The organism is Streptosporangium sp. NPDC049046 (assembly GCF_040649155.1).
In the GTDB taxonomy this organism is placed as follows: domain Bacteria; phylum Actinomycetota; class Actinomycetes; order Streptosporangiales; family Streptosporangiaceae; genus Streptosporangium.
Genome location: NZ_JBEZEZ010000049.1, coordinates 1 through 18583 on the forward strand (window position 1 = coordinate 1; position 18583 = coordinate 18583).

The window sequence follows — 18583 nt, forward strand, 5'->3', positions numbered from 1 at the left end:
GCCGCTAACCCCTATACCCACACTCCCTTTCATCCCCTGTGGCGCGCCCCGCCGCCGGGGGGGGGGGGGGGGGGGGGGGGCGGGGGGGGGGGGGGGGGCCCCCCCCCCCCCCAACCCCCCGACGCCGTCGGTTCCCGAGCCGTGGGAGGAGCCGGACCCGGAAACACCCGTGCCCGATCCCAACGAGCCGACCTGGAAGCCGTCCTCCATCCCCACGGAACCGCAGGTGCCGCCGCACCCGGACACGCCGACCGCTCCCGAGGTGCCCCCGCCCGACCAGGGGGGCGGCCGGCACGTCACGCCGGGCTCTTCCGGGACCCCGGGAAGTCCCGGGGCGCAGGGAACGCCGATCGGCCCGTCGCCTGAGGGGGCGCCCGAGAGGACACCCGAAGGAGCACGGGAGGGGACGTCCGGGGGAGCCGGGGAGCCCGAGGGGCAGCCCTACACGGTGCCCGGCACCACGCCGTCCGCCTACCCCGGCTGGGAGAGTGCCTCGGAGACCTCCGGCGAGTCCGGCAGGCCCGAGCCTGATCACCCCGAGGTCCCTGAGCCCTCCACCCCGCCCTCGCGCTACGAGCAACCGGGATCGGGGTACGAGCAGCCGAGATACGGGGAGGCACAGCAGGCCGGGCAGCCCTACGGTGGTCCGGGAGTGCCGCCACCCGGGGCCGCCCCCTCCCAGCAGCCCCATGCCGGCGCGCCGTATCCCGCACCGCAGGGCGCGCCCGGCTATCCGTATCCCGCGACCTATCCGGCGTATCCGGACGAGGGGCGCCGGTCCAGCGGGAAGCTGGGCACCGCCGCGCTCGTGCTCGGGATCGTCGCGATCCTCTCGCTCGTCGTCTGCGGCTTCGGCGTACTGGTGGCGGTCGTCGGCCTGATCATCGGCATCGTCGCGCTCGCCAAGCGGTCGGCTCCCGGCAGGGCCTGGGTGGGAATCGTGCTGAGCCTGCTCACCCTGGTGATCGCGGCGGTGTTCCTGAGCTGGGTCTACAGCAAGGTCGGCGACTGCATGAACCTGCCTCCCGAGCTCCAGCGGCGCTGCATCGAGGACAGGTTCGGCATCCAGGTGCGGCCCGCCCCGTAACGGCGGGTGGCCGGACCGGGGTTACCGCAGGGGCAGGTGGCCGGACAGGTCGGCGCGGGCGCCGCTCGCCGCGATCTTTCCCGCCGCCGTCGCCTCCGACCAGGTCAGGCCGCCGGTGGCGAGTTCCAGCCAGGTGCGCGCGTCGGTCTCCACCACGTTGGGCGGGGTGCCCCGGGTGTGCCGGGGCCCCTCCACGCACTGCACCGCCGCGTAGGGCGGGACACGGACCTCGACGGTCCTGCCGGGGGCCGCCGTCGCGAGCTCGTCCAGCAGGTGCCGTACGGCGAAACGGGTGATGTCCCGCTCCGGGCGGACCTCCCGGGCGAAGGCTCGCAGCACCACGCTCACGCAGGCGCCGAGCAGCGCCGCGAGCCCTCCCGGCCCGTCGTAGGGTGGTTCGTCGAGGGCGCTCAGCTGGGTGTCGAGAGCGGCGCGGACCTTGGCCGGGTCGGGTTTGTGAGGTGGCACGCCCTCCATGATGCCCGCCTGAGCCGCGCCCGCGGACGACTCCGGACCCACTCGCGCCTTCCGGACGGTGTCGGAGCGGCCCGTACCGGCCACTCGTCCGGGGCGTGACGCTCACCTGAACAGCTCATTCGGACAGACGGTTCATTATCCCGGCAAACGTCGTTCACCTCAGGTTCGGTCGGCGCACGTAGCCTCCGGGCCGGAAGACCTCGCCCCTTTTTGGAGGACCCCGTGGCGAACACGTCACCGCGCCGACTGCTCCCCCTGCTCACGAGCCCGCACAAGGGGGGCCGCAGCGCGCTCACCTGCCGGTTCCGCTGCGGTGACCAGTGCGCCCACGATGTGGTGAACACCAGCGACAACACCTACTTCGGCGACGTGGTCGCCGAGGCGATGACCCGCAGGGGCATGCTGCGCGCCGGTGCCCTGGGCGCGGTCGTCGCCGGCGTCGGGCTCGGTACGGCGGCCCCCGCCCTCGCCGACCCGGACACGGACGTGAACGCGAAGACCCTCGGCGGAGGCCACGGTCCGGGCCACGGCCCCGGCCGGCAGGGCGGCCTCCGCTTCACCGCCATCGCGCCGAACACCGACGACAAGGTGACGGTCCCCTCGGGCTACCTGTCGGCGGCCGTGGTGCGCTGGGGCGACCCGGTTCTGCCCGGCGCCCCCGCGTTCGACTTCGAGAGGCAGACGGCCGCCGCGCAGGCCAAGCAGTTCGGCTACAACTGCGACTACGTCACCCTCTTCCCGATGGGGCAGCACCGGGGGCTGCTCTGGGTCAACCACGAGTACACCGACGAGAACCTCATGTTCCGCGGCTACACGGACGGCACCGCCGCGACGGAGGAGCAGATCAGGATCGCGCTGGCGGCGCACGGCGGTTCGGTGGTCGAGATCGAGCGGGTGAAGAACTCCGGCCAGTGGAAGCTGGTCACCAAGGGCGCTCGCCGTTACAACCGCCGCATCACCGTGCAGACCCCGATGAAGTTCACCGGCCCGGCGGCCGGAAGCGCCCTGCTGAAGACCGCGGCCGACCCCCGGGGCACCACGCCGATCGGCATGCTGAACAACTGCGCGGGCGGCACCACGCCGTGGGGCACGGTGCTCAGCGGCGAGGAGAACTTCAACCAGTACTTCGTCAACGGCAACGGCGTGCCCGAGGCGCAGAAGCCGTACCTCGCCCGGTACGGGGTGAGCACCACCGCGGGCATCCCGAGCGGCAACCGCAGGTTCGACCGGGTCGAGGAGCGCTTCGACCTGGCCAAGCACCCGAACGAGATCAACCGCACCGGCTGGATCGTGGAGATCGACCCGTTCGACCCCGACTCCGCCCCGATCAAGCGCACCGCCCTGGGCAGGATGGCCCACGAGGGCGCCACCACCTCCCTCGCCGCCGACGGCCGGGTGGTCGCCTACATGGGCGACGACTCCCGGTTCGAGTACGTCTACAAGTTCGTCTCCCGGCAGCGCTACGTCCAGGGCTTCGACCGGCACAACCGGACCCTGCTGGACGACGGCACGCTGTACGTGGCGAAGTTCACCGGCGACAGCCCGGCCGCCGAGATCGACGGCACCGGCACGCTTCCCGCCGACGGGCAGTTCGACGGTTCGGGCGAGTGGATCCCGCTCGTCACCGGCAAGGTCTCGCACGTTCCCGGGATGACGGCCGAGGAGGTGCTCGTCTACACGCGTACGGCGGCCGACAAGGTCGGCGCGACGAAGATGGACCGTCCCGAGGACGTGGAGCGCAACCCCGTCACCGGCGGCGTCTACGTGGCCCTGACGAACAACACCAACCGGACCCCGGCCCAGGTGGACGAGGCGAACCCGCGTCCGGCCAACAAGCACGGCCACGTCCTGGAGATCGTCGAACGGCGCGACGACGCCGGGGCCACCACCTTCGCCTGGTCCCTGCCCCTGGTCTGCGGAGACCCGAACGACCCGGCGACCTACTTCGCGGGGTTCGACAAGACCAAGGTCTCGGCGATCTCCTGCCCCGACAACGTCGCCTTCGACGCGGACGGCAATCTCTGGATCGCCACCGACGGCAGCCAGCTCGGCACCAACGACGGCCTGTTCGTCATGCCGGTCCGCGGTCCCGAGCGCGGCCACCTGAAGCAGTTCCTGAGCGTGCCCGTCGGCGCCGAGACCTGCGGCCCGCTGGTCAGCGAGGACCAGCGCAGCGTCTTCGTCGCCGTACAGCACCCCGGTGAGACCAACGGCGCCACCCCTGAGGCCCCCAGCAGCCGCTGGCCCGACGGCGGCACCTCCCAGCCCCGCCCGTCGGTCGTGGTCGCCTGGCACGCGAAGGGCGACAAGATCGGCTCCTGACCAGGCCGCCGGCCCGCGCCCTTCGGGAGGGGCGCGGGCCGGTGCCGTTCCAGATGTGCGGTCTCGGTAGGCGGGAGCCTCCCTAGCCCACCGGTACGGCCGGACGCTCCTCGGCGGCCATGGGCGGGTTCGCGGTCCGGGAGGCCCGCAGGGAGAGCAGGCTGACCGGCACGCCCACCAGCACGATGGCCGCGGCGACGACCAGTGTGTACCGGTACGCGTCCAGGAAGGCGGTCAGCTGTCCCGCGCCCTCGGCCAGGAGCGAGGACTGCCGCGCGTTGAGGATCGCCCCCAGGACCGTGATCCCGAGCAGGCCGAAGACCTCGCGCGAGACGTTCAGCACCCCCGAGGCGACTCCCGTCCTGCCGGCGGGTAGCGCGCCGAGGATCGCCGTGGTGAGCGGCACCAGCATGCCGCCGCCCAGTCCGTAGACCAGGAACCACGGCAGCAGGTCGCCGAACGCCCCGTCCTCCCCGATGAACGAGATCCCGAACACCGACACGGCCATCAGCAGGAGCCCGGTCGCCACGGTCCGCGCGGTGCCCAGGACCCTGGCCAGCCTCGGGGCGAGGACGGCGGTGACGGCCATCGTCAGCGCCATCGGCACGAACGCGGCCCCAGCCTCGATCGGCGAGAAGCCCAGCGCGTTCTGCAGGTACAGCGCGGTGAAGAAATAGATCCCGAACACCCCGAAGGACCACAGGCCCATCGACAGCGTGCCCCCGCTGAACACCCGCGACCGGAACAGCGACAGGTCGATCATCGGCTCCCGGCTCCTGAGTTCGATCGTCACGAAGGCCGACGCCGATACGGCCGCGACCCCGAAGGCGCCCAGGATCTCCGGCGAGGTCCATCCGGCACCCGCGCCCTCGATGAGCGCGTACGTCAGCGCGAACAGCGTCAGGCTCGATGTCACCAGGCCCGGGACGTCGAGGCCGCGCCGTACGGTCTCCTGCGGGGCCGTCCTGATCGCCCAGAGAGCGAGGCCGAGCGTCACGGCCCCGATCGGCACGTTGATCAGGTAGATCCAGCCCCAGTGCCAGCGTTCGCTGATCAACCCGCCGGTCAGCGGGCCGAGGGCGAGGGCCAGCGCGCCGATCGCGCTCCACAGGCCGACCGCCGTGGCGCGTTCCCTGCCGTCGGGGAAGATCGAGGTGAGCAGTGCCAGCGCCGTGGGGGTGAGGAAGGCCGCCCCCACACCCTGCACCGCCCTGGTGGCGATCAACACGCCGCCGTCGGTGGCCATCCCGGCCGCGAACGACGCCACGGTGAACACGACGAGGCCGATCAGGAAGACGCGCCGCCGCCCGAAGACGTCGGCCAGGCGCCCGCCGACGAGCATCAGCCCGGCGAACACCAGGATGTAGCCGCTCACGATCCATTCCAGCCCGGAGATGCTCAGCCCGAGGTCACGCTGGATCGTCGGCAGCGCCACGTTCACCACGTTGTTGTCGAGATATGTCATGAAAGTGGCCAGTGAGATCGCTCCCAGCGCCCACCACCTGCGGGTGTCCGTCATTCCCCGTCCTCTACGTTGTACTTATACGTCGTACATGTACGGCGTACAGTGGAACCCGTACGGCGTATAGTTGTCAAGCGTGATGGGGAAACTGACCCGTGAAGCGGTCGTCGAGCAGGCGCTGGAGATCGGCGACGCCGAAGGACTGCCGGCGGTGACCATCCGGAGACTCGCCCAGGAGCTGGGCGTCACCCCGATGGCGCTCTACTGGCACTTCAAGAACAAGGAGCAGCTGACCGTCGGCATGGCGGACCACCTGATCGAGGACTTCGTGATCGAGGGGGGCTACACGGGCCCGTGGCAGGAAGGGCTCCGCGAGCTCGTCGCGGGCCTGGTCAGGGTGCTCCGGCGCCACCCGTGCGCGGCGGACGTGCTGGACGCGGTGGACCACACGGAGGTGCCCACCTTCCTGGAGGTCTGGGACACGACCCTCGGTCTCGCCAAGCGCGGCGGGTTCTCCCCCGAGGAGAGCTGCATGATCTCCCAGTATCTGCTCAGCGGAGCGATCGCGCTGGCGGCGGGGCCGGGGCGGCATTCCCCTCCCGGGGTCTCCGAGCAGGAGGCGGCCGAGCGGATGCGCCTCAAGCGGCTCAGGCTCCAGTCGTTGCCGCCGGACGTCTACCCGCACATCGTGGAGATGGCCGTCCCCCTCTCCGAGGGCGGGGATCCCGACCTCTACGACACCTTCGGCGTCGACGTCCTCGTCTCCGGCATCGAGCTGCTTTCCGCCCGTTCAGGAGGGCGCTGACCTCGCGTGTCCCGGGCGGCGGGGACGGGCGAGGGCGGCCGTGAGGACACCGGTGAGCGCGACGGCGAACAGGACGGCGTAGGTCCGCTGGAAGCCGGTCATCAGGTGCTCGACGGCGACGGGGGAGAGGCGCGACAGCGTGCCCGCGTAGACCTGGCCGCGCAGCTCGGCACTGACCGAGCCGGTCAGGACGCTGAGCGTGAGGGCGACGCTCAGCACGATCCCGACGTTCATGATCATGAGTCGGAAGCCGTTCACCACGCCCAGGCTCCCCGCGGGCAGGGCGGACATGACCTGGGTCGTGTTGCCGGTCATGAAGGTGCCGCTGCCGCAGCCGCACAGGAACAGGCCCACCGCGATGATCCAGTACGGCGTGGCGGGGGCGGTGTTCAGCAGCAGGACGCCCAGCCCGGTCGCGCTCAGCAGGGCGCCGCCCACCGAGAGCGCGTACGGCCTGATGCGGCGGCCGAGGGCGCCGGTGATCGGGGAGGCGAGGGCCATGCCGATCGGGACGGGAAGCACGCCCAGGGCCGCGGTGACGGCGTCGAGGCCCCTGGCGGCCTGGAAGTAGAGGGCGACCAGCAGGATCAGCGCGGAGCGCGCCAGCGCGTTGCAGAAGGAGGCGAGGTTGGCGAAGGCGAGCACGCGCTCGCCGAACAGCCCCACGTCGAGTACGGGATGCGAGGCCCGGCGCTCCACCACGACCAGCGCCGGCACCAGTACCGCCGCGATCGCCGCGCCGACGATCACCACGGGGCTCGACAGGCCGCGCGATCCCGCCTCGGACAGCGCGATCAGGGCCGCGGAGAGGGCGGCGAACACGATCAGGTTGCCGAGCGCGTCCACCGGTCGGCGCGCTCCCCGCGAGACGTGGCGGAGCGTGAACGCGCCCCAGACGAGGGCGATCAGCCCCGCGGGCACGTTCATCCAGAAGACCCACTGCCAGCCCGCGGTGTCGGCGATGAGGCCGCCGAGGGTGGGACCGGCGAGCTGGGCGACCGAGAGGGTGCCGATGTAGACGCCCATGCCCTGGCTGAGCCGGTCGGGCGGGAAGGCGTCGGTGATGATCACGGTGCCGTTGGCGAGGATCATCGCGGCACCGATCGCCTGCACGACGCGCATCGCGATCAGGAACCAGATGCCCGGCGAGAGCCCGGCCAGCAGTGATCCCACGGTGAACAGGACGAACCCCGCGAGGTAGATCTCCCGGCGCCCGAGCAGGTCGGCCACCCTGCCGAAGAACACCAGCGTCGCGGTGTTGACGAGCAGGAAGGCGAGCAGCACCCAGCCCGCGGAGAACGCGTCGGCGTGGAAGTGCCTGACCACGGTGGGAAGCGCCACGTTCAGGGTGCTGCCGGAGATGCCGATCAAGACCAGGCCGAGGCTGGTGACCGAGCAGACCCGCCATGCGTAGCGGAGCTTGGATGTGTATTCGGGGGATCCGGGTAGGTCTTGGGGGATTGCGACCATACCTACCAGTCTGCCGGACGTTGCCCCTCGCCCCTCGGGGCCCTCAGCGGGCCCGTTTGCGCAGGCCCTCCATGTCGTGGATGATCACGCGGCGCCGGCCCGTCTCGATCAGCCCGCGATCGCGCAGGGAGCGCAGCGCCTTGCTGACCGCCTCGCGGGAGGCCCCGGTCCAGCCGGCGAGCTCGTCCTGGGAGAGGGGCAGCGCCACCCGCACCCCGCCGTTGTCCGGCTCGCCGTACCGCTCGGCCAGCTCCACCAGCCGGGTGGCCACCCGGCCCGTGGTGTCGAACGCGCCGTACTCGATGCGCTTGCGGTCGGAGTCGCGCATCTTGCCGATCACCATCCGCATCAGCAGTACGGCGACCCTCCCGTGGTCGCGCAGGTACGAGGAGAAGTCGCGGACCGTGATCCCCTCCACGGGTTCGAGGGCGGTGACCGTGGCGGACCTGGGCAGCCCGTCGATCGCCGCGAACTCGCCGAGCAGCGCACCGGGTCCTCGTACCGCGAGGACCACCTCACTGCCGACCGCGGTGTGCGAGGAGACCTTGACGCGGCCGGAGGTGAGGACGAGCACCCAGTCGCTCTCGTCGCCCTCGGTGCACACCGTGTCACCCCTGTCCCAGCGCCGGGGCCTCCCGGCGGCGTACAGGGCCTTCACCTCGTCTTCCGTGAGCAACGTGATGAATTCGCCCGGTTCGGGGGAAGAAATCATGACCACCTCCTGGCGACTTCGATTGTGTGCGCGCCGCTCTCGCGGCGAAAGGTACTTTTACCTGAGACCGGACAGTACGTAGGCATGGACGGGTTGCGCCCTTCCCTTGAGGCTGAGCGGGCCCAGCGATCGGGTCTCGGCCCGGGAGCCGATCAGGTCGAGGGTGCTCTGGCCGATCACGACGCTGCCCGGCTCGGCGATCCCCTCAAGCCGGGCGGCCACGTTGACGCAGTCGCCCATCGCGTTGAAACCGCGCAACTCGGGGCTGCCGATGTTTCCGACGAGCGCCTCACCGGTGTTGATCCCAATTCTGAAGCGAGGATATCCGGGCATTCCCTCCGCGATCTCCTCGGCGGCCCGCTGCATCGCGAGGCCGGCCCGCACCGCGGCGAGGGCGTGGTCCTCCTGCCGGGCCGGGGCGTTGAACAGCGCGAGCAGCGCGTCACCCACGAACTGCACGATCGTGCCGCCGTTGCCGAGCACGATGGGCACGGCCGCGGTGTGGTAGCGGTTCAGCATCTCGACGATCTCGCCGGGCGCCACCCGCTCGGAGAAGCTCGTGAAGCCCTTCAGGTCGGCGAAGAGCGCGGTGAGCTCCACCAGCTCGCCGCCGAGCGCCGCGGTCTGGGGGTCGGCGAGCAGCGACTGGGCCACGTCCGGTGACATGTACTGCCGGAAGAGGGTCTCCAGCTCGCTGTAGAGCCGGGCGTTCTCCAAGGAGATGGACATCTGGCCGGCGAGCGTGGCGGCGAGCGCCTCGTCCTGCGGGGTCCTGCCGACCGGCACCTCGATCGCCCCGGCGAGCCTGCCCTTCACCATCAGCGGGTGGACGACCTTCCCCTCCAGCCGGATCGGCCGGTCCTCGGGGAAGTCCCGCCGGCCGTACTCCGTGGAGTTCACGGTGACCCGGCCGTTGTCGACCAGCTTGATCCGCACGTCCCCGTACGCCTGCCGGACGCGGTCGAGACCCTGGGCGAGCATCTCCTTCTCCGGCAGGCCCACCCGGGCCTGCCTGCCGATGTCGGCCAGCGCCGCGAGCCGGTCGCTCAGCTCCCGCTCGTTGGCGAGCGCCTCACCCGCCCGGTCGAGCACCGCCGCCTGCGACTCGGTGAGCCCGAACTTGCCCGCCAGCCGGTCCGCGATCGGGACCCTGCTCTCCTCCCCGCGCCGCAGGTGGCCGACGAGCTCCTCCAAGGCGGCCTCGTAGTCGGCCCTGATCCTGCGGACCGTCGCCGACAGCGCCACCGAGTCGAACAGCCCCGCGCTGGTGCCCTCCCGCCGGAACTGCAGGTAGGCGCTGTAGGCGACGAAGACGAACGCGGTGGTCAGCAGCGCGTGCCACAGCCACCACGACAGGTGCCAGTTGCGGTGGGACAACCCCGCGACCAGCGCCTCGGCGAGGAGCGCGTACGCGGTGACCAGGCTGATCAGCACGACCGCCGGGCGCCTGCGGTGCAGCTGGAACATCATCGCCGACGCCGCCGCGAACAGGGCCACCCCGGCCCACTCCAGCCCGCCCAGGCCCGTCCCCATGGGAGGCGAGCCGCTGAGCGGGGTGAGGTCCGGCACCAGGCAGGCCACCCCCCACCCGATGATCAGGGCGGCGAGTCCCCCGCGCAGCCACATCTGGTTTCTCAGCACGGCCTCGGCCGCCCGCTCGCCCAGGGGCAGCGCCGACGCGAACGCGAACACCGAGGCGACGAGAAGACCGACCGGATGGGAGAGGTCGAAGCCGTAGCTCGTGCCCTCCAGGATGATCCCCGGCGTGGTCAGCCCGTGCACCAGGAACGATCCCGCGCCGCTCAGGAAGACCAGGGAGACCAGCAGCAGGCGGGCGTCCGAGCGCCGGGCCGACGCCTCGCCGACCATGAGCCCCAGGACCAGGTTGATCCCGGCGATGGTGATGATCAGCCAGAAATGACTGGGGTTGTCCTGCAACACGATGTTCAGGTCGGGCTCGGCGAGCAGCAGCCAGAGCCCGAGCATCGGCAGCGCCAGATGCAGCGCCCACACCACGGTGCGGATCGGCTGGGTCGCCGGTGGAAGGTACGGTTCCCGCCGGGCGCGGTTTTTCGCGTCTTCCGCGACCGCGTCTGTCGGGTTGATGGTCGGCACGGTGGCCTCCGCGTCTGGAGAACCCTGTCGGTTCCCTGTCTTTGTTCGTCCGCGCCCAGCGGGCGGGTTCCCCCGAACGGCCCGATTATCCCGTACGCGGCAGGTGTCGGCAGGCGAGTCGAACGGCAGGGTTTCGAGGCCTAAGCGTGATGTTTGGCGTGCCAACCCTTGGAACGCTTGAAACGTGTACTACGTGTACCTCTTCAATCACACCAGGCTCTGGTGTCGCAGAAAGGAAGCCCAGTGGCTATCAGGTTGCCGGGCGGACGCTCGCTCGCCGCCGTCACCGTTGGCGTGCTCGTAGGAACGCTGTTCACCGCGGGCGGCAGTGCCGTCGCCTCGTCGGCGGGCGCGGAGATTCACGCGTGCGTTCACAAGCAGACGCGCTACACCCGGATCGTCAACGCGACGGCCAAGTGCAGGACGACCGAGATCCGGATCAGGTGGGGGCAGCAGGGCGAGGCTCAGCAGCAGGGCATCGCCAGCGCCGGCCCGCAGGGCGAGCGCGGTCCGCAGGGCCTCAAGGGCGACGCCGGACCGCAGGGCCCGCAGGGTCCGCAGGGGCTGCGCGGTCTTCCCGGCAAGAACGGCGCCACCGGCCCGCAGGGTCCCAAGGGCGAGGCCGGACCGCAGGGTCCGAAGGGTGAGGACGGCAAGGACGGCGCCACCGGCCCGCAGGGCCCGAAGGGCGACGCCGGGGCCCAGGGCCCGAAGGGCGCCGACGGCAAGGACGGCCTTCCGGGCAAGAACGGTGTGGACGGTAAGCCCGGTCTCCCCGGCAAGGACGGCAAGGACGGCCGGAACGGCTACAACGGCAAGGATGGTAAGGACGGTCTCCCCGGCAAGCCCGGTGCGGACGGTAAGCCTGGTCTTCCCGGTAAGGACGGTGCCGACGGCAAGGACGGTGCCAAGGGCGCTCAGGGGCCGGCCGGTCCGGCCGGTCCTGCGGGTCCCGCTGGTAAGGACGGCGCGGACGGCAAGGACGGTAAGGACGGTAAGGGCGCTGTCCCGACCATCACCACCGTCACCGAATCCTTCAACTTCGGCAGTCAGAACGGAAGCAAGAGCGTGAGCTGCGGCGCGGGCAAGGTCGTCACGGGCGGCGGCTTCAGCGGCAGCGGCAGCGGTTCGGGTCAGATCTACACGAGCGCGCCCAGCGGCAACGGCTGGACCGTGGCCGGCAAGAACACCAGCGGCAGCGCCTACGCGCTCTGCATGAGCGCCTCCTGATCTCCGGCGGCACTCCACAGCACGTGAGAGATCCCGGGACGGTCTCTCACGTGCGGTGGAACGCGGACGGCTGCGCGATCACCGTGTGATGCCACCGGTGGCGGTCACGGGAGGGGAATCCTCGTGCCCGGGCGCCGTCCTCGTGATCCGTCCGGTCGCCCGATCCGTTTTCACGGGAACGCGACCCACGTGATCCGTCCGACCTGTTTTCGCGGGAACGCGAAGGGCTGGCGGCGCGGTGGGGACTCACCGTCCTCATCACGCCGTCTCCCCGCGCCGACCGTGTGATCCATATAGATCGGCCGGGCCCCTCACCGTCACACGACGGTGAGGGGCCCGGCCTCCCAAAGAAAAGACCTCCGAGATCCCCGGGATCTCGTACGAGGATCAGCCGAAGATGCCCGGCAGGGTGGACGTGTGGGTCTCCCTGAGCTCGGCGACCGGGATCTCCAGGACGCCCTCCACCTTCAGCGCGTCGCCACCGGTGGTGCCCAGGCCGTAGCAGGGCACGTCGCGGGCCGCGCACAGCTGCGCGAAGGCGTCGAACGACTCCGGCGCGACGGTCACCAGCGCGCGGGCCGACGACTCGCTGAACAGGTCGACGAACGCGTCGTCGCCCGTCAAGGAGACCTCACAGCCCACGCCCTGGGCAATGCACGCCTCGGCGAGGGCGATGGCGAGCCCGCCGTCCGACAGGTCGTGAGAACCGGTGAGCAACCCCTGTGAGGCGGCCTCCGTCAGGACGAGGGCGAGGTCGCGCTCCGACTCCAGTCGCGCCACGGGCGGCAGGCCGCCGAGGTGGCCGTGGGCCACGTGCGCCCACTCCGAGCCGCCGAACTCCTCCTCGGTCTCGCCGAGCAGGACGATCCTGTCGCCGTCGCCGGTGAAGCCGCTGCGAACCCGCGAGGCCACGTCGTCGATGACGCCCAGCACGCCGACGACTGGCGTCGGGTGGATCGGCACGGATCCCGTCTGGTTGTAGAACGAGACGTTGCCGCCGGTCACCGGGACGCCGAGGGTCTTGCAGGCGTCGGCGAGACCGCGCACGGCCTCGGAGAACTGCCACATGACCTCGGGGTCCTCGGGGGAGCCGAAGTTGAGGCAGTTCGTCACCGCGAGCGGCGTCGCGCCGGTCACGGCCACGTTCCGGTACGCCTCGGAGAGGGCGAGCTGTGCCCCCGCGTACGGGTCGAGGCGGGTGTAGCGGCCGTTGCCGTCGGTGGCGAGCGCGATGCCCCTGGTCGTCTCCTCGGCGCCGGGCATCGCCTCGCTGATGCGCAGCACGCCCGCGTCGGCGGGCTGGGCCAGCACGGTGTTGCCGCGGACGTACCGGTCGTACTGGGAGGTGACCCACTCCTTGGACGCGAGGTTCGGCGAGCCGAGGAGTTCGAGCAGCGTCGCGCGCAGGTCGGTGGGGCGGGCGAGACGGCCGGGGACGTCGCCGTTCAGCGCGACCTGGCCGGCGGGCTCGTGGAACGGCCGCTCGTAGACCGGGCCCTCGTCGGCCGCGGTGCCCGGCGGGATGTCGACGATGGTCTCGCCGTGCCAGGTCATCACGAGACGGCTGGAGTCGGTGACCTCGCCGATCACGGTCGCGGGGATGTCCCACTTCGCGCAGATCGCCATGAAGGCATCGATGTCGTCGGGGGTGACGACCGCCATCATGCGCTCCTGCGACTCGCTCATCAGGATCTCCTCGGGCCGCAGCGAGGGATCGCGCAGCGGTACGAGGTCGAGCCTGACGTCCATGCCGCCGGTGCCCTTGGCCGCGAGCTCGGTGGTCGCGCAGGAGACGCCGGCGGCGCCGAGGTCCTGGATGCCGACGACCACGTCCGCCTGGTACAGCTCCAGGCAGCACTCGATCAGCAGCTTCTCCATGAAGGGGTCGCCGACCTGGACGCTGGGGCGCTTGGCCTGCGACTCGTCCTCGAACGTGGCCGAGGCGAGCACGGACGCGCCGCCGATGCCGTCGGGGCCGGTGAGGGCGCCGAACAGGACGACCTTGTTGCCGGGCCCCGGCGCCACCGCGAGCTTGATCTGGTCCTTGCGCAGCAGGCCGACGCACAGGGCGTTGACCAGCGGGTTGCCGATGTAGCAGGGGTCGAAGACGACCTCGCCGCCGATGTTGGGCAGGCCCAGGCAGTTGCCGTAGTGGCTGATGCCCTCGACCACGCCGGGCAGCACCCGGCGGGTGTCGTGGGCGTCGGCCGCGCCGAAACGGAGCGCGTCCATCACCGCGATCGGCCGGGCGCCCATCGACATGATGTCGCGGACGATGCCGCCGACGCCGGTCGCCGCGCCCTGGTGAGGCTCGACATAGGACGGGTGGTTGTGCGACTCGATCTTGAAGGTGGCGGCCCAGCCGTCGCCGATGTCCACGACCCCGGCGTTCTCCCCCATCCCGACGAGCAGCGCCTCCGACGCGGGGGCCTTGGTGCCGAACTGGCGCAGGTGCACCTTGGACGACTTGTAGGAGCAGTGCTCGCTCCACATGACGCTGTAGATGGCGAGCTCGGAGCCGGTGGGCCGGCGGCCGAGGATCTGGCGGACCCGCTCGTACTCGTCGAGCTTCATGCCCAGCTCGGCGTACGGCTGGCGCTCGTCCGGGGTGTCCTCGGCCCGCTTGACGGTGTCGAGACTCATGCGTTCACCAGATTCTTCAGGATCGAGGAGAAGAAGCCGCGGCCGTCGATGCTCGGGGCGCCGGTGAGGTCCTCGACGGCGTGCTCGGGGTGCGGCATGAGCCCGACGATGTTTCCGGCCTCGTTGCGGATGCCCGCGATGTCGTTCAGGGAGCCGTTGGGGTTGCCGCCCGCGTACCTGAAGACGACCTGTCCGCCCGCCTCCAAGGCGCTCAGGGTCGCCTCGTCGGCGACGTAGCGGCCCTCGCCGTGCTTGATCGGCAGCACGATCTCCTGACCCTCGGTGAAGTCGGAGGTCCAGGGGGTGGCGGTGTTCTCGACCCGGATGCCCTGGTCGCGGCAGACGTAGTGCAGCCCGGCGTTGCGCATCAGCGCCCCGGGCAGCAGGTGGGCCTCGCAGAGGATCTGGAAGCCGTTGCAGGTGCCGAGCACCGGCAGCCCGGCCCTGGCGGCGGGGATCAGCTCCTCCATCAGCGGCGCGAACCTGGAGATGGCCCCGCAGCGCAGGTAGTCTCCGTAGGAGAATCCGCCGGGCAGGAAGACCGCGTCGACTCCCTTGAGGTCGGGGTCGGCGTGCCACAGCGGGACGGCCTCGCCGCCCGCGTGGCGCACGGCGCGAGCCGCGTCCTGATCGTCGAGAGTTCCGGGAAAAGTGACCACGCCCACGCGGGCAGCACTCATCGTGTTCCTTTCAGCGCGGAGACCCTGCCTTCGGCTTCAGCCGTGGGGGAAGAAGTCAAGACAGCGTTCCCCTCCACAAACGAGCACCGCGCCGGCGTCTCACACACTCGGACGTCGGTCCGCGGCGGTGCTCCCAGGTTATCCGCTCCCGGTGGGAGCTCAGCCGCGGAGTGTCCGATCGCACAGCTCAGCGGGCGGTGGCCGGGTTCGTACGGCCTCGGGTGCGCGGCCGGGCGGGCCTTCAGACGGCGGCGAGCATCCGGTCGCGGAGGTAGGCGGCGTCGTGGTCCCAGTCGAGGTGCTTGCACAGGTGCACGACGGTCCCGCGGCCGGGAGTGATGTCGAAGGAGATCTCGTCGACCACGGCCTGCATGATCAGCAGGCCCCTGCCGTTCTCGGCGTCGGTCGGCGGGTAGTGCTCGGGCACCCGGACGAGGCCCTGGCCCCGGTCGATGATGCGGACGTCGCAGCGGCCGTGGCCGATGGTGGTCTCGACCTCGTAGCGGGTGGCCGGACCTCCGTGTCTCACGGCGTTGGCGCACGCCTCGGTCACCGCCAGCAGGATGTCGGAGACGCAGTCTTCGGTGACGCCGAGCGAGCGCAGGGAGTCACCGAGCGCCCTGCGGACCATCGGTATACCGACGGCCTGTCGTGGCAGAGCCAGCGAGAACTCCATGTCCACCGGTTTCCTCCCGGGGTCAGACGTCACCTTGTGAAGGCTTCCCTGCAGAATCCGGGCTAACCGCAAAATAACCGTAATGTTATTGACTGGTGGTCAAGCCGTGGGATTGCTCCGCCCCTAAAGCCGGATATAACCGGATTTGTGCAGCCGATCTGCGTGGAGTGACGGCCTAGGACTCGACGGTGACGGTGTAGTCCTCGATCACCGTGTTGGCGAGGAGGGTCTCGGCCATTTTTCGGACGTCCGCAATTGCCGCCTCGTCGGCGGGCCCTTCGAGCTCCACCTCGAATCGCTTGCCCTGCCGTACCGCTGAGACACCCGCGAAGCCGAGCCGCGGCAGTGCACGGGCGATCGCCTGCCCCTGCGCGTCGAGAATCTCGGGCTTCAGCATGACGTCGACGATGACGCGCGCCACGGTGTTCCTCCTGGTTGAGACGGGGACGGTCCGGCGCCTCAAGAGTAACGGGCTCCGGCCGCGCTCCGGTGCGGGGGCCGGACCCAGGGATCCCGCGCGAGAGGTCACGGACGGTGAACGGCCGCGGATCTCGCGGATGAAGGGACCCGGCGGCGGGTGACACCCCTGGATCCCCGACGTGGCAGGCGATACGCCGGATCTCGCGTGGAGGTACGGGCGGGTGAAAGGGGACGCGCGGGGAACGGGGAGCATATGGACGTCGAGGCAGGTCTTGCGCACAGGTATGTGACCTCTGCCACGATGGCCACAAGCGCGGACGAACCACCACCAGAAGGGTCGAACGCGTCGCGAATCGGCCGGACGACGGTGGAGAACCCATCCAGACGGCCCCGAGCACACAGGAGTGGCACGTGACAGCCGACGCCTCTCGTGGTGCGGAAGCACCTCCGGAGCTCATCCAGCTGCTGACCCCCGAGGGAGAACGGGTCGAGCATCCCGACTACGACATAGATCTGACACCCGAGGAGATCCGCGGGCTCTACCGGGACCTGGTCCTGGTCCGCCGCGTCGACCTGGAGGCCGTCGCACTGCAACGCCAGGGCGAGCTGGGGCTCTGGGCCTCGTTGCTCGGGCAGGAGGCCGCGCAGATCGGCTCCGGCCGGGCGCTGACCGAGGCCGACATGGCCTTCCCGACCTACCGCGAGCACGGGGTGGCCTGGTGCAGGGGGGTCGACCCGGTCAACCTGCTCGGCCTGTTCCGCGGCGTCAACCACGGAGGCTGGGACCCCGCCGAGCACAACTTCCACCTCTACACCATCGTGATCGGCAGCCAGACCCTGCACGCGGTCGGCTACGCGATGGGTATCCAGCGCGACGGCGCCGAGGCCGCGAGCATCGTCTACTTCGGCGACGGCGCCACCTCCCAGGGGGACGTGAACGAGTCGTTCATCTGGGCGTCGGTGTTCAACGCGCCGGTGGTGTTCTTCTGCCAGAACAACCAGTGGGCGATCTCGGAACCGCTGGAGAAGCAGTCGCGCATCCCCCTGTACCGCAGGGCGAGCGGGTTCGGGTTCCCCGGCGTCCGTGTCGACGGCAACGACGTCCTCGCCTGCCTCGCCGTCACTCGCAAGGCGCTCGCCGACGCCAGGTCCGGGCAGGGGCCCATGCTGATCGAGGCCTTCACCTACCGGATGGGCGCCCACACCACCTCCGACGACCCGACCCGCTACCGGGTGGCCGCCGAACTGGAGGCGTGGAAGCTCAAGGACCCGATCGAGCGGGTCAGGGCCTACATGTTCAAGAACCAGCTCGCCGACCAGGAGTTCTTCGACGCGGTCGACGCCGAGGCCGACGAGCTGGGACGTGACGTCCGCAAACGCTGTCTCGAACTGCCCGACCCAGAACCGTCGGCCATCTTCGACCACGTCTACGCCGAGCGGCACTCCCTGATCGACGCCGAGCGTGCCGAGTTCGCCACCTACCTGGAGGGGTTCGAGGCATGAGCATTCTCACGATGGCCAAGGCGCTCAACGAGGGGATGCGCAAGGCCATGGAGGACGACCCCAAGGTCCTCGTGATGGGGGAGGACGTGGGCAAGCTCGGCGGGGTGTTCCGGGTGACGGACGGCCTGCAGAAGGACTTCGGCGAGCAGCGGGTCATCGACACCCCCCTGGCCGAGTCGGGCATCGTCGGGACGGCCATCGGCCTGGCGCTGCGCGGCTACCGCCCGGTCTGCGAGATCCAGTTCGACGGGTTCGTCTTCCCCGCGGCCGACCAGATCATCACGCAGCTCGCCAAGATGCCGCTGCGCTCGCTGGGCAAGCTGAGGCTGCCGGTCGTCGTACGGATTCCGTGCGGCGGGGGCATCGGCGCGGTGGAGCACCACAGCGAGTCGCCCGAGGCCTACTTCACCCACACCGCGGGCCTGCGCGTCGTGGCCTGCTCCAACCCGGCCGACGCCTACACCATGATCCAGCAGGCGATCCGGTGCGACGACCCGGTGATCTTCTTCGAGCCCAAGCGGCGCTACTGGGAGAAGGCCGAGGTGGACGTCGACTCCTCCGGCTGGCCGCCCTTCGACGAGGCCAGGGTGGCGCGGCCGGGGACGGACCTCACCCTGCTCGCGTACGGGCCGATGGTGAAGACCTGTCTGGAGGCCGCGAAGGCGGCCGAGGAGGACGGCCGCTCCCTGGAGGTCGTCGACCTGCGCTCGCTCAACCCGCTCGACATCGCGAAGGTCACGGAGTCGGTGCGCGCGACCGGGCGCTGTGTCGTGGTGCACGAGGCGCCCGTCTTCAACGGCTTCGGCGCCGAGGTCGCCGCCCGCGTCACCGAGGAGTGTTTCTACCATTTGGAGGCCCCGGTCCTGAGGGTCGGCGGGCCCTCCACCCCCTACCCGCCCTCGCGGCTCGAGGACCACTACCTGCCCGACCTGGACCGGGTCCTGCACGCCGTCGACCGCGCGTTCGCGTTCTGAGGAGGGG

15 protein-coding genes are annotated in these 18583 nt (G+C 70.6%); 6 read left to right on the plus strand and 9 right to left on the minus strand.

Annotation, left to right across the window (positions count from 1 at the left end; genetic code table 11):
• Positions 1–169: 169 nt before the first annotated feature.
• Entirely contained in the window at positions 170–1087 is a 918-nt protein-coding gene (locus AB0B96_RS38380; RefSeq protein WP_362906924.1) for a hypothetical protein, read from the plus strand.
• 21 nt (positions 1088–1108) lie between these two features.
• On the opposite strand, the gene AB0B96_RS38385 is transcribed toward AB0B96_RS38380, so the two are convergent.
• A complete protein-coding gene (locus tag AB0B96_RS38385) occupies positions 1109–1564 on the minus strand; it encodes a sterol carrier family protein (RefSeq protein WP_350950171.1) in 456 nt (151 codons plus the stop codon).
• Between the two features lie 222 nt (positions 1565–1786).
• Between AB0B96_RS38385 and AB0B96_RS38390 the strand changes: the two genes are divergently transcribed.
• Positions 1787–3886, plus strand: coding sequence for a PhoX family phosphatase (locus tag AB0B96_RS38390; protein WP_362906926.1), 2100 nt, complete (start codon positions 1787–1789; stop codon positions 3884–3886).
• Between the two features lie 82 nt (positions 3887–3968).
• Here AB0B96_RS38390 and AB0B96_RS38395 read toward each other — a convergent pair whose 3' ends face one another.
• Complete coding sequence (locus AB0B96_RS38395; protein ID WP_362906928.1) at positions 3969–5405, minus strand: MFS transporter; 1437 nt, start codon at positions 5403–5405, stop codon at positions 3969–3971.
• An 82-nt stretch (positions 5406–5487) separates the two neighbouring features.
• Here AB0B96_RS38395 and AB0B96_RS38400 point away from each other — a divergent pair, with 82 nt between their 5' ends.
• On the plus strand, positions 5488–6153 hold the full coding sequence (locus AB0B96_RS38400; protein ID WP_350950172.1) for a TetR family transcriptional regulator: 666 nt from the start codon (positions 5488–5490) through the stop codon (positions 6151–6153).
• Here the strand turns inward: AB0B96_RS38400 and AB0B96_RS38405 are convergent.
• Genes AB0B96_RS38405 through AB0B96_RS38415 form a run of 3 tightly spaced genes read right to left on the minus strand, consistent with a single transcriptional unit; the run spans position 6139 to position 10450 of the window.
• The gene (locus AB0B96_RS38405) at positions 6139–7623 is read right to left on the minus strand and encodes an MFS transporter (RefSeq protein WP_362906930.1); all 1485 of its coding nucleotides are present in this window, start codon (positions 7621–7623) and stop codon (positions 6139–6141) included. The two genes, AB0B96_RS38400 and AB0B96_RS38405, sit on opposite strands and share 15 nt — an antisense overlap.
• 43 nt (positions 7624–7666) lie before the next feature.
• Positions 7667–8335 (minus strand): Crp/Fnr family transcriptional regulator, encoded by a 669-nt coding sequence (locus tag AB0B96_RS38410; protein WP_362906932.1) that lies wholly within the window; start codon positions 8333–8335, stop codon positions 7667–7669.
• Between the two features lie 57 nt (positions 8336–8392).
• Entirely contained in the window at positions 8393–10450 is a 2058-nt protein-coding gene (locus tag AB0B96_RS38415) for an adenylate/guanylate cyclase domain-containing protein (RefSeq protein ID WP_362906934.1), read from the minus strand.
• A 243-nt stretch (positions 10451–10693) separates the two neighbouring features.
• Here AB0B96_RS38415 and AB0B96_RS38420 point away from each other — a divergent pair, with 243 nt between their 5' ends.
• Positions 10694–11680, plus strand: a complete 987-nt coding sequence (locus AB0B96_RS38420; protein ID WP_362906936.1) for a hypothetical protein — start codon at positions 10694–10696, stop codon at positions 11678–11680.
• A 387-nt stretch (positions 11681–12067) separates the two neighbouring features.
• Here AB0B96_RS38420 and purL read toward each other — a convergent pair whose 3' ends face one another.
• The 4 genes from purL to purS form a co-directional block, all read right to left on the minus strand.
• Entirely contained in the window at positions 12068–14323 is a 2256-nt protein-coding gene (gene purL, locus AB0B96_RS38425) for a phosphoribosylformylglycinamidine synthase subunit PurL (RefSeq protein WP_362906938.1), read from the minus strand.
• The gene (purQ, locus tag AB0B96_RS38430; protein ID WP_362906940.1) at positions 14320–15003 is read right to left on the minus strand and encodes a phosphoribosylformylglycinamidine synthase subunit PurQ; all 684 of its coding nucleotides are present in this window, start codon (positions 15001–15003) and stop codon (positions 14320–14322) included. The genes purL and purQ overlap by 4 nt, the downstream gene beginning before the upstream one ends.
• Before the next feature lie 241 nt (positions 15004–15244).
• Positions 15245–15712 carry an ATP-binding protein gene (locus AB0B96_RS38435; RefSeq protein ID WP_350950146.1) on the minus strand — a complete coding sequence of 156 codons (468 nt, stop codon included), beginning with the start codon at positions 15710–15712 and terminating at the stop codon, positions 15245–15247.
• A 142-nt stretch (positions 15713–15854) separates the two neighbouring features.
• Complete coding sequence (gene purS, locus AB0B96_RS38440; RefSeq protein ID WP_350950147.1) at positions 15855–16100, minus strand: phosphoribosylformylglycinamidine synthase subunit PurS; 246 nt, start codon at positions 16098–16100, stop codon at positions 15855–15857.
• A gap of 410 nt (positions 16101–16510) precedes the next feature.
• On the opposite strand from purS, the gene pdhA reads away from it, so the two are divergent.
• Positions 16511–17602 (plus strand): pyruvate dehydrogenase (acetyl-transferring) E1 component subunit alpha, encoded by a 1092-nt coding sequence (gene pdhA / locus AB0B96_RS38445; protein WP_350950148.1) that lies wholly within the window; start codon positions 16511–16513, stop codon positions 17600–17602.
• Positions 17599–18576, plus strand: coding sequence for an alpha-ketoacid dehydrogenase subunit beta (locus tag AB0B96_RS38450; protein WP_350950149.1), 978 nt, complete (start codon positions 17599–17601; stop codon positions 18574–18576). The genes pdhA and AB0B96_RS38450 overlap by 4 nt, the downstream gene beginning before the upstream one ends.
• Positions 18577–18583 lie beyond the last annotated feature (7 nt).

What these genes read in the sequence shown, in the direction of transcription:
- AB0B96_RS38385 (WP_350950171.1), bottom strand. Translation starts at nt 1,564, where the DNA reads ATGGAGGGCGTGCCACCTCACAAACCCGACCCGGCCAAGGTCCGCGCC.
- AB0B96_RS38395 (WP_362906928.1), bottom strand. Translation starts at nt 5,405, where the DNA reads ATGACGGACACCCGCAGGTGGTGGGCGCTGGGAGCGATCTCACTGGCC.
- AB0B96_RS38405 (WP_362906930.1), bottom strand. Translation starts at nt 7,623, where the DNA reads ATGGTCGCAATCCCCCAAGACCTACCCGGATCCCCCGAATACACATCC.
- purL (WP_362906938.1), bottom strand. Translation starts at nt 14,323, where the DNA reads ATGAGTCTCGACACCGTCAAGCGGGCCGAGGACACCCCGGACGAGCGC.
- AB0B96_RS38400 (WP_350950172.1), top strand. Translation starts at nt 5,488, where the DNA reads ATGGGGAAACTGACCCGTGAAGCGGTCGTCGAGCAGGCGCTGGAGATC.
- AB0B96_RS38410 (WP_362906932.1), bottom strand. Translation starts at nt 8,335, where the DNA reads ATGATTTCTTCCCCCGAACCGGGCGAATTCATCACGTTGCTCACGGAA.
- purQ (WP_362906940.1), bottom strand. Translation starts at nt 15,003, where the DNA reads ATGAGTGCTGCCCGCGTGGGCGTGGTCACTTTTCCCGGAACTCTCGAC.
- AB0B96_RS38450 (WP_350950149.1), top strand. Translation starts at nt 17,599, where the DNA reads ATGAGCATTCTCACGATGGCCAAGGCGCTCAACGAGGGGATGCGCAAG.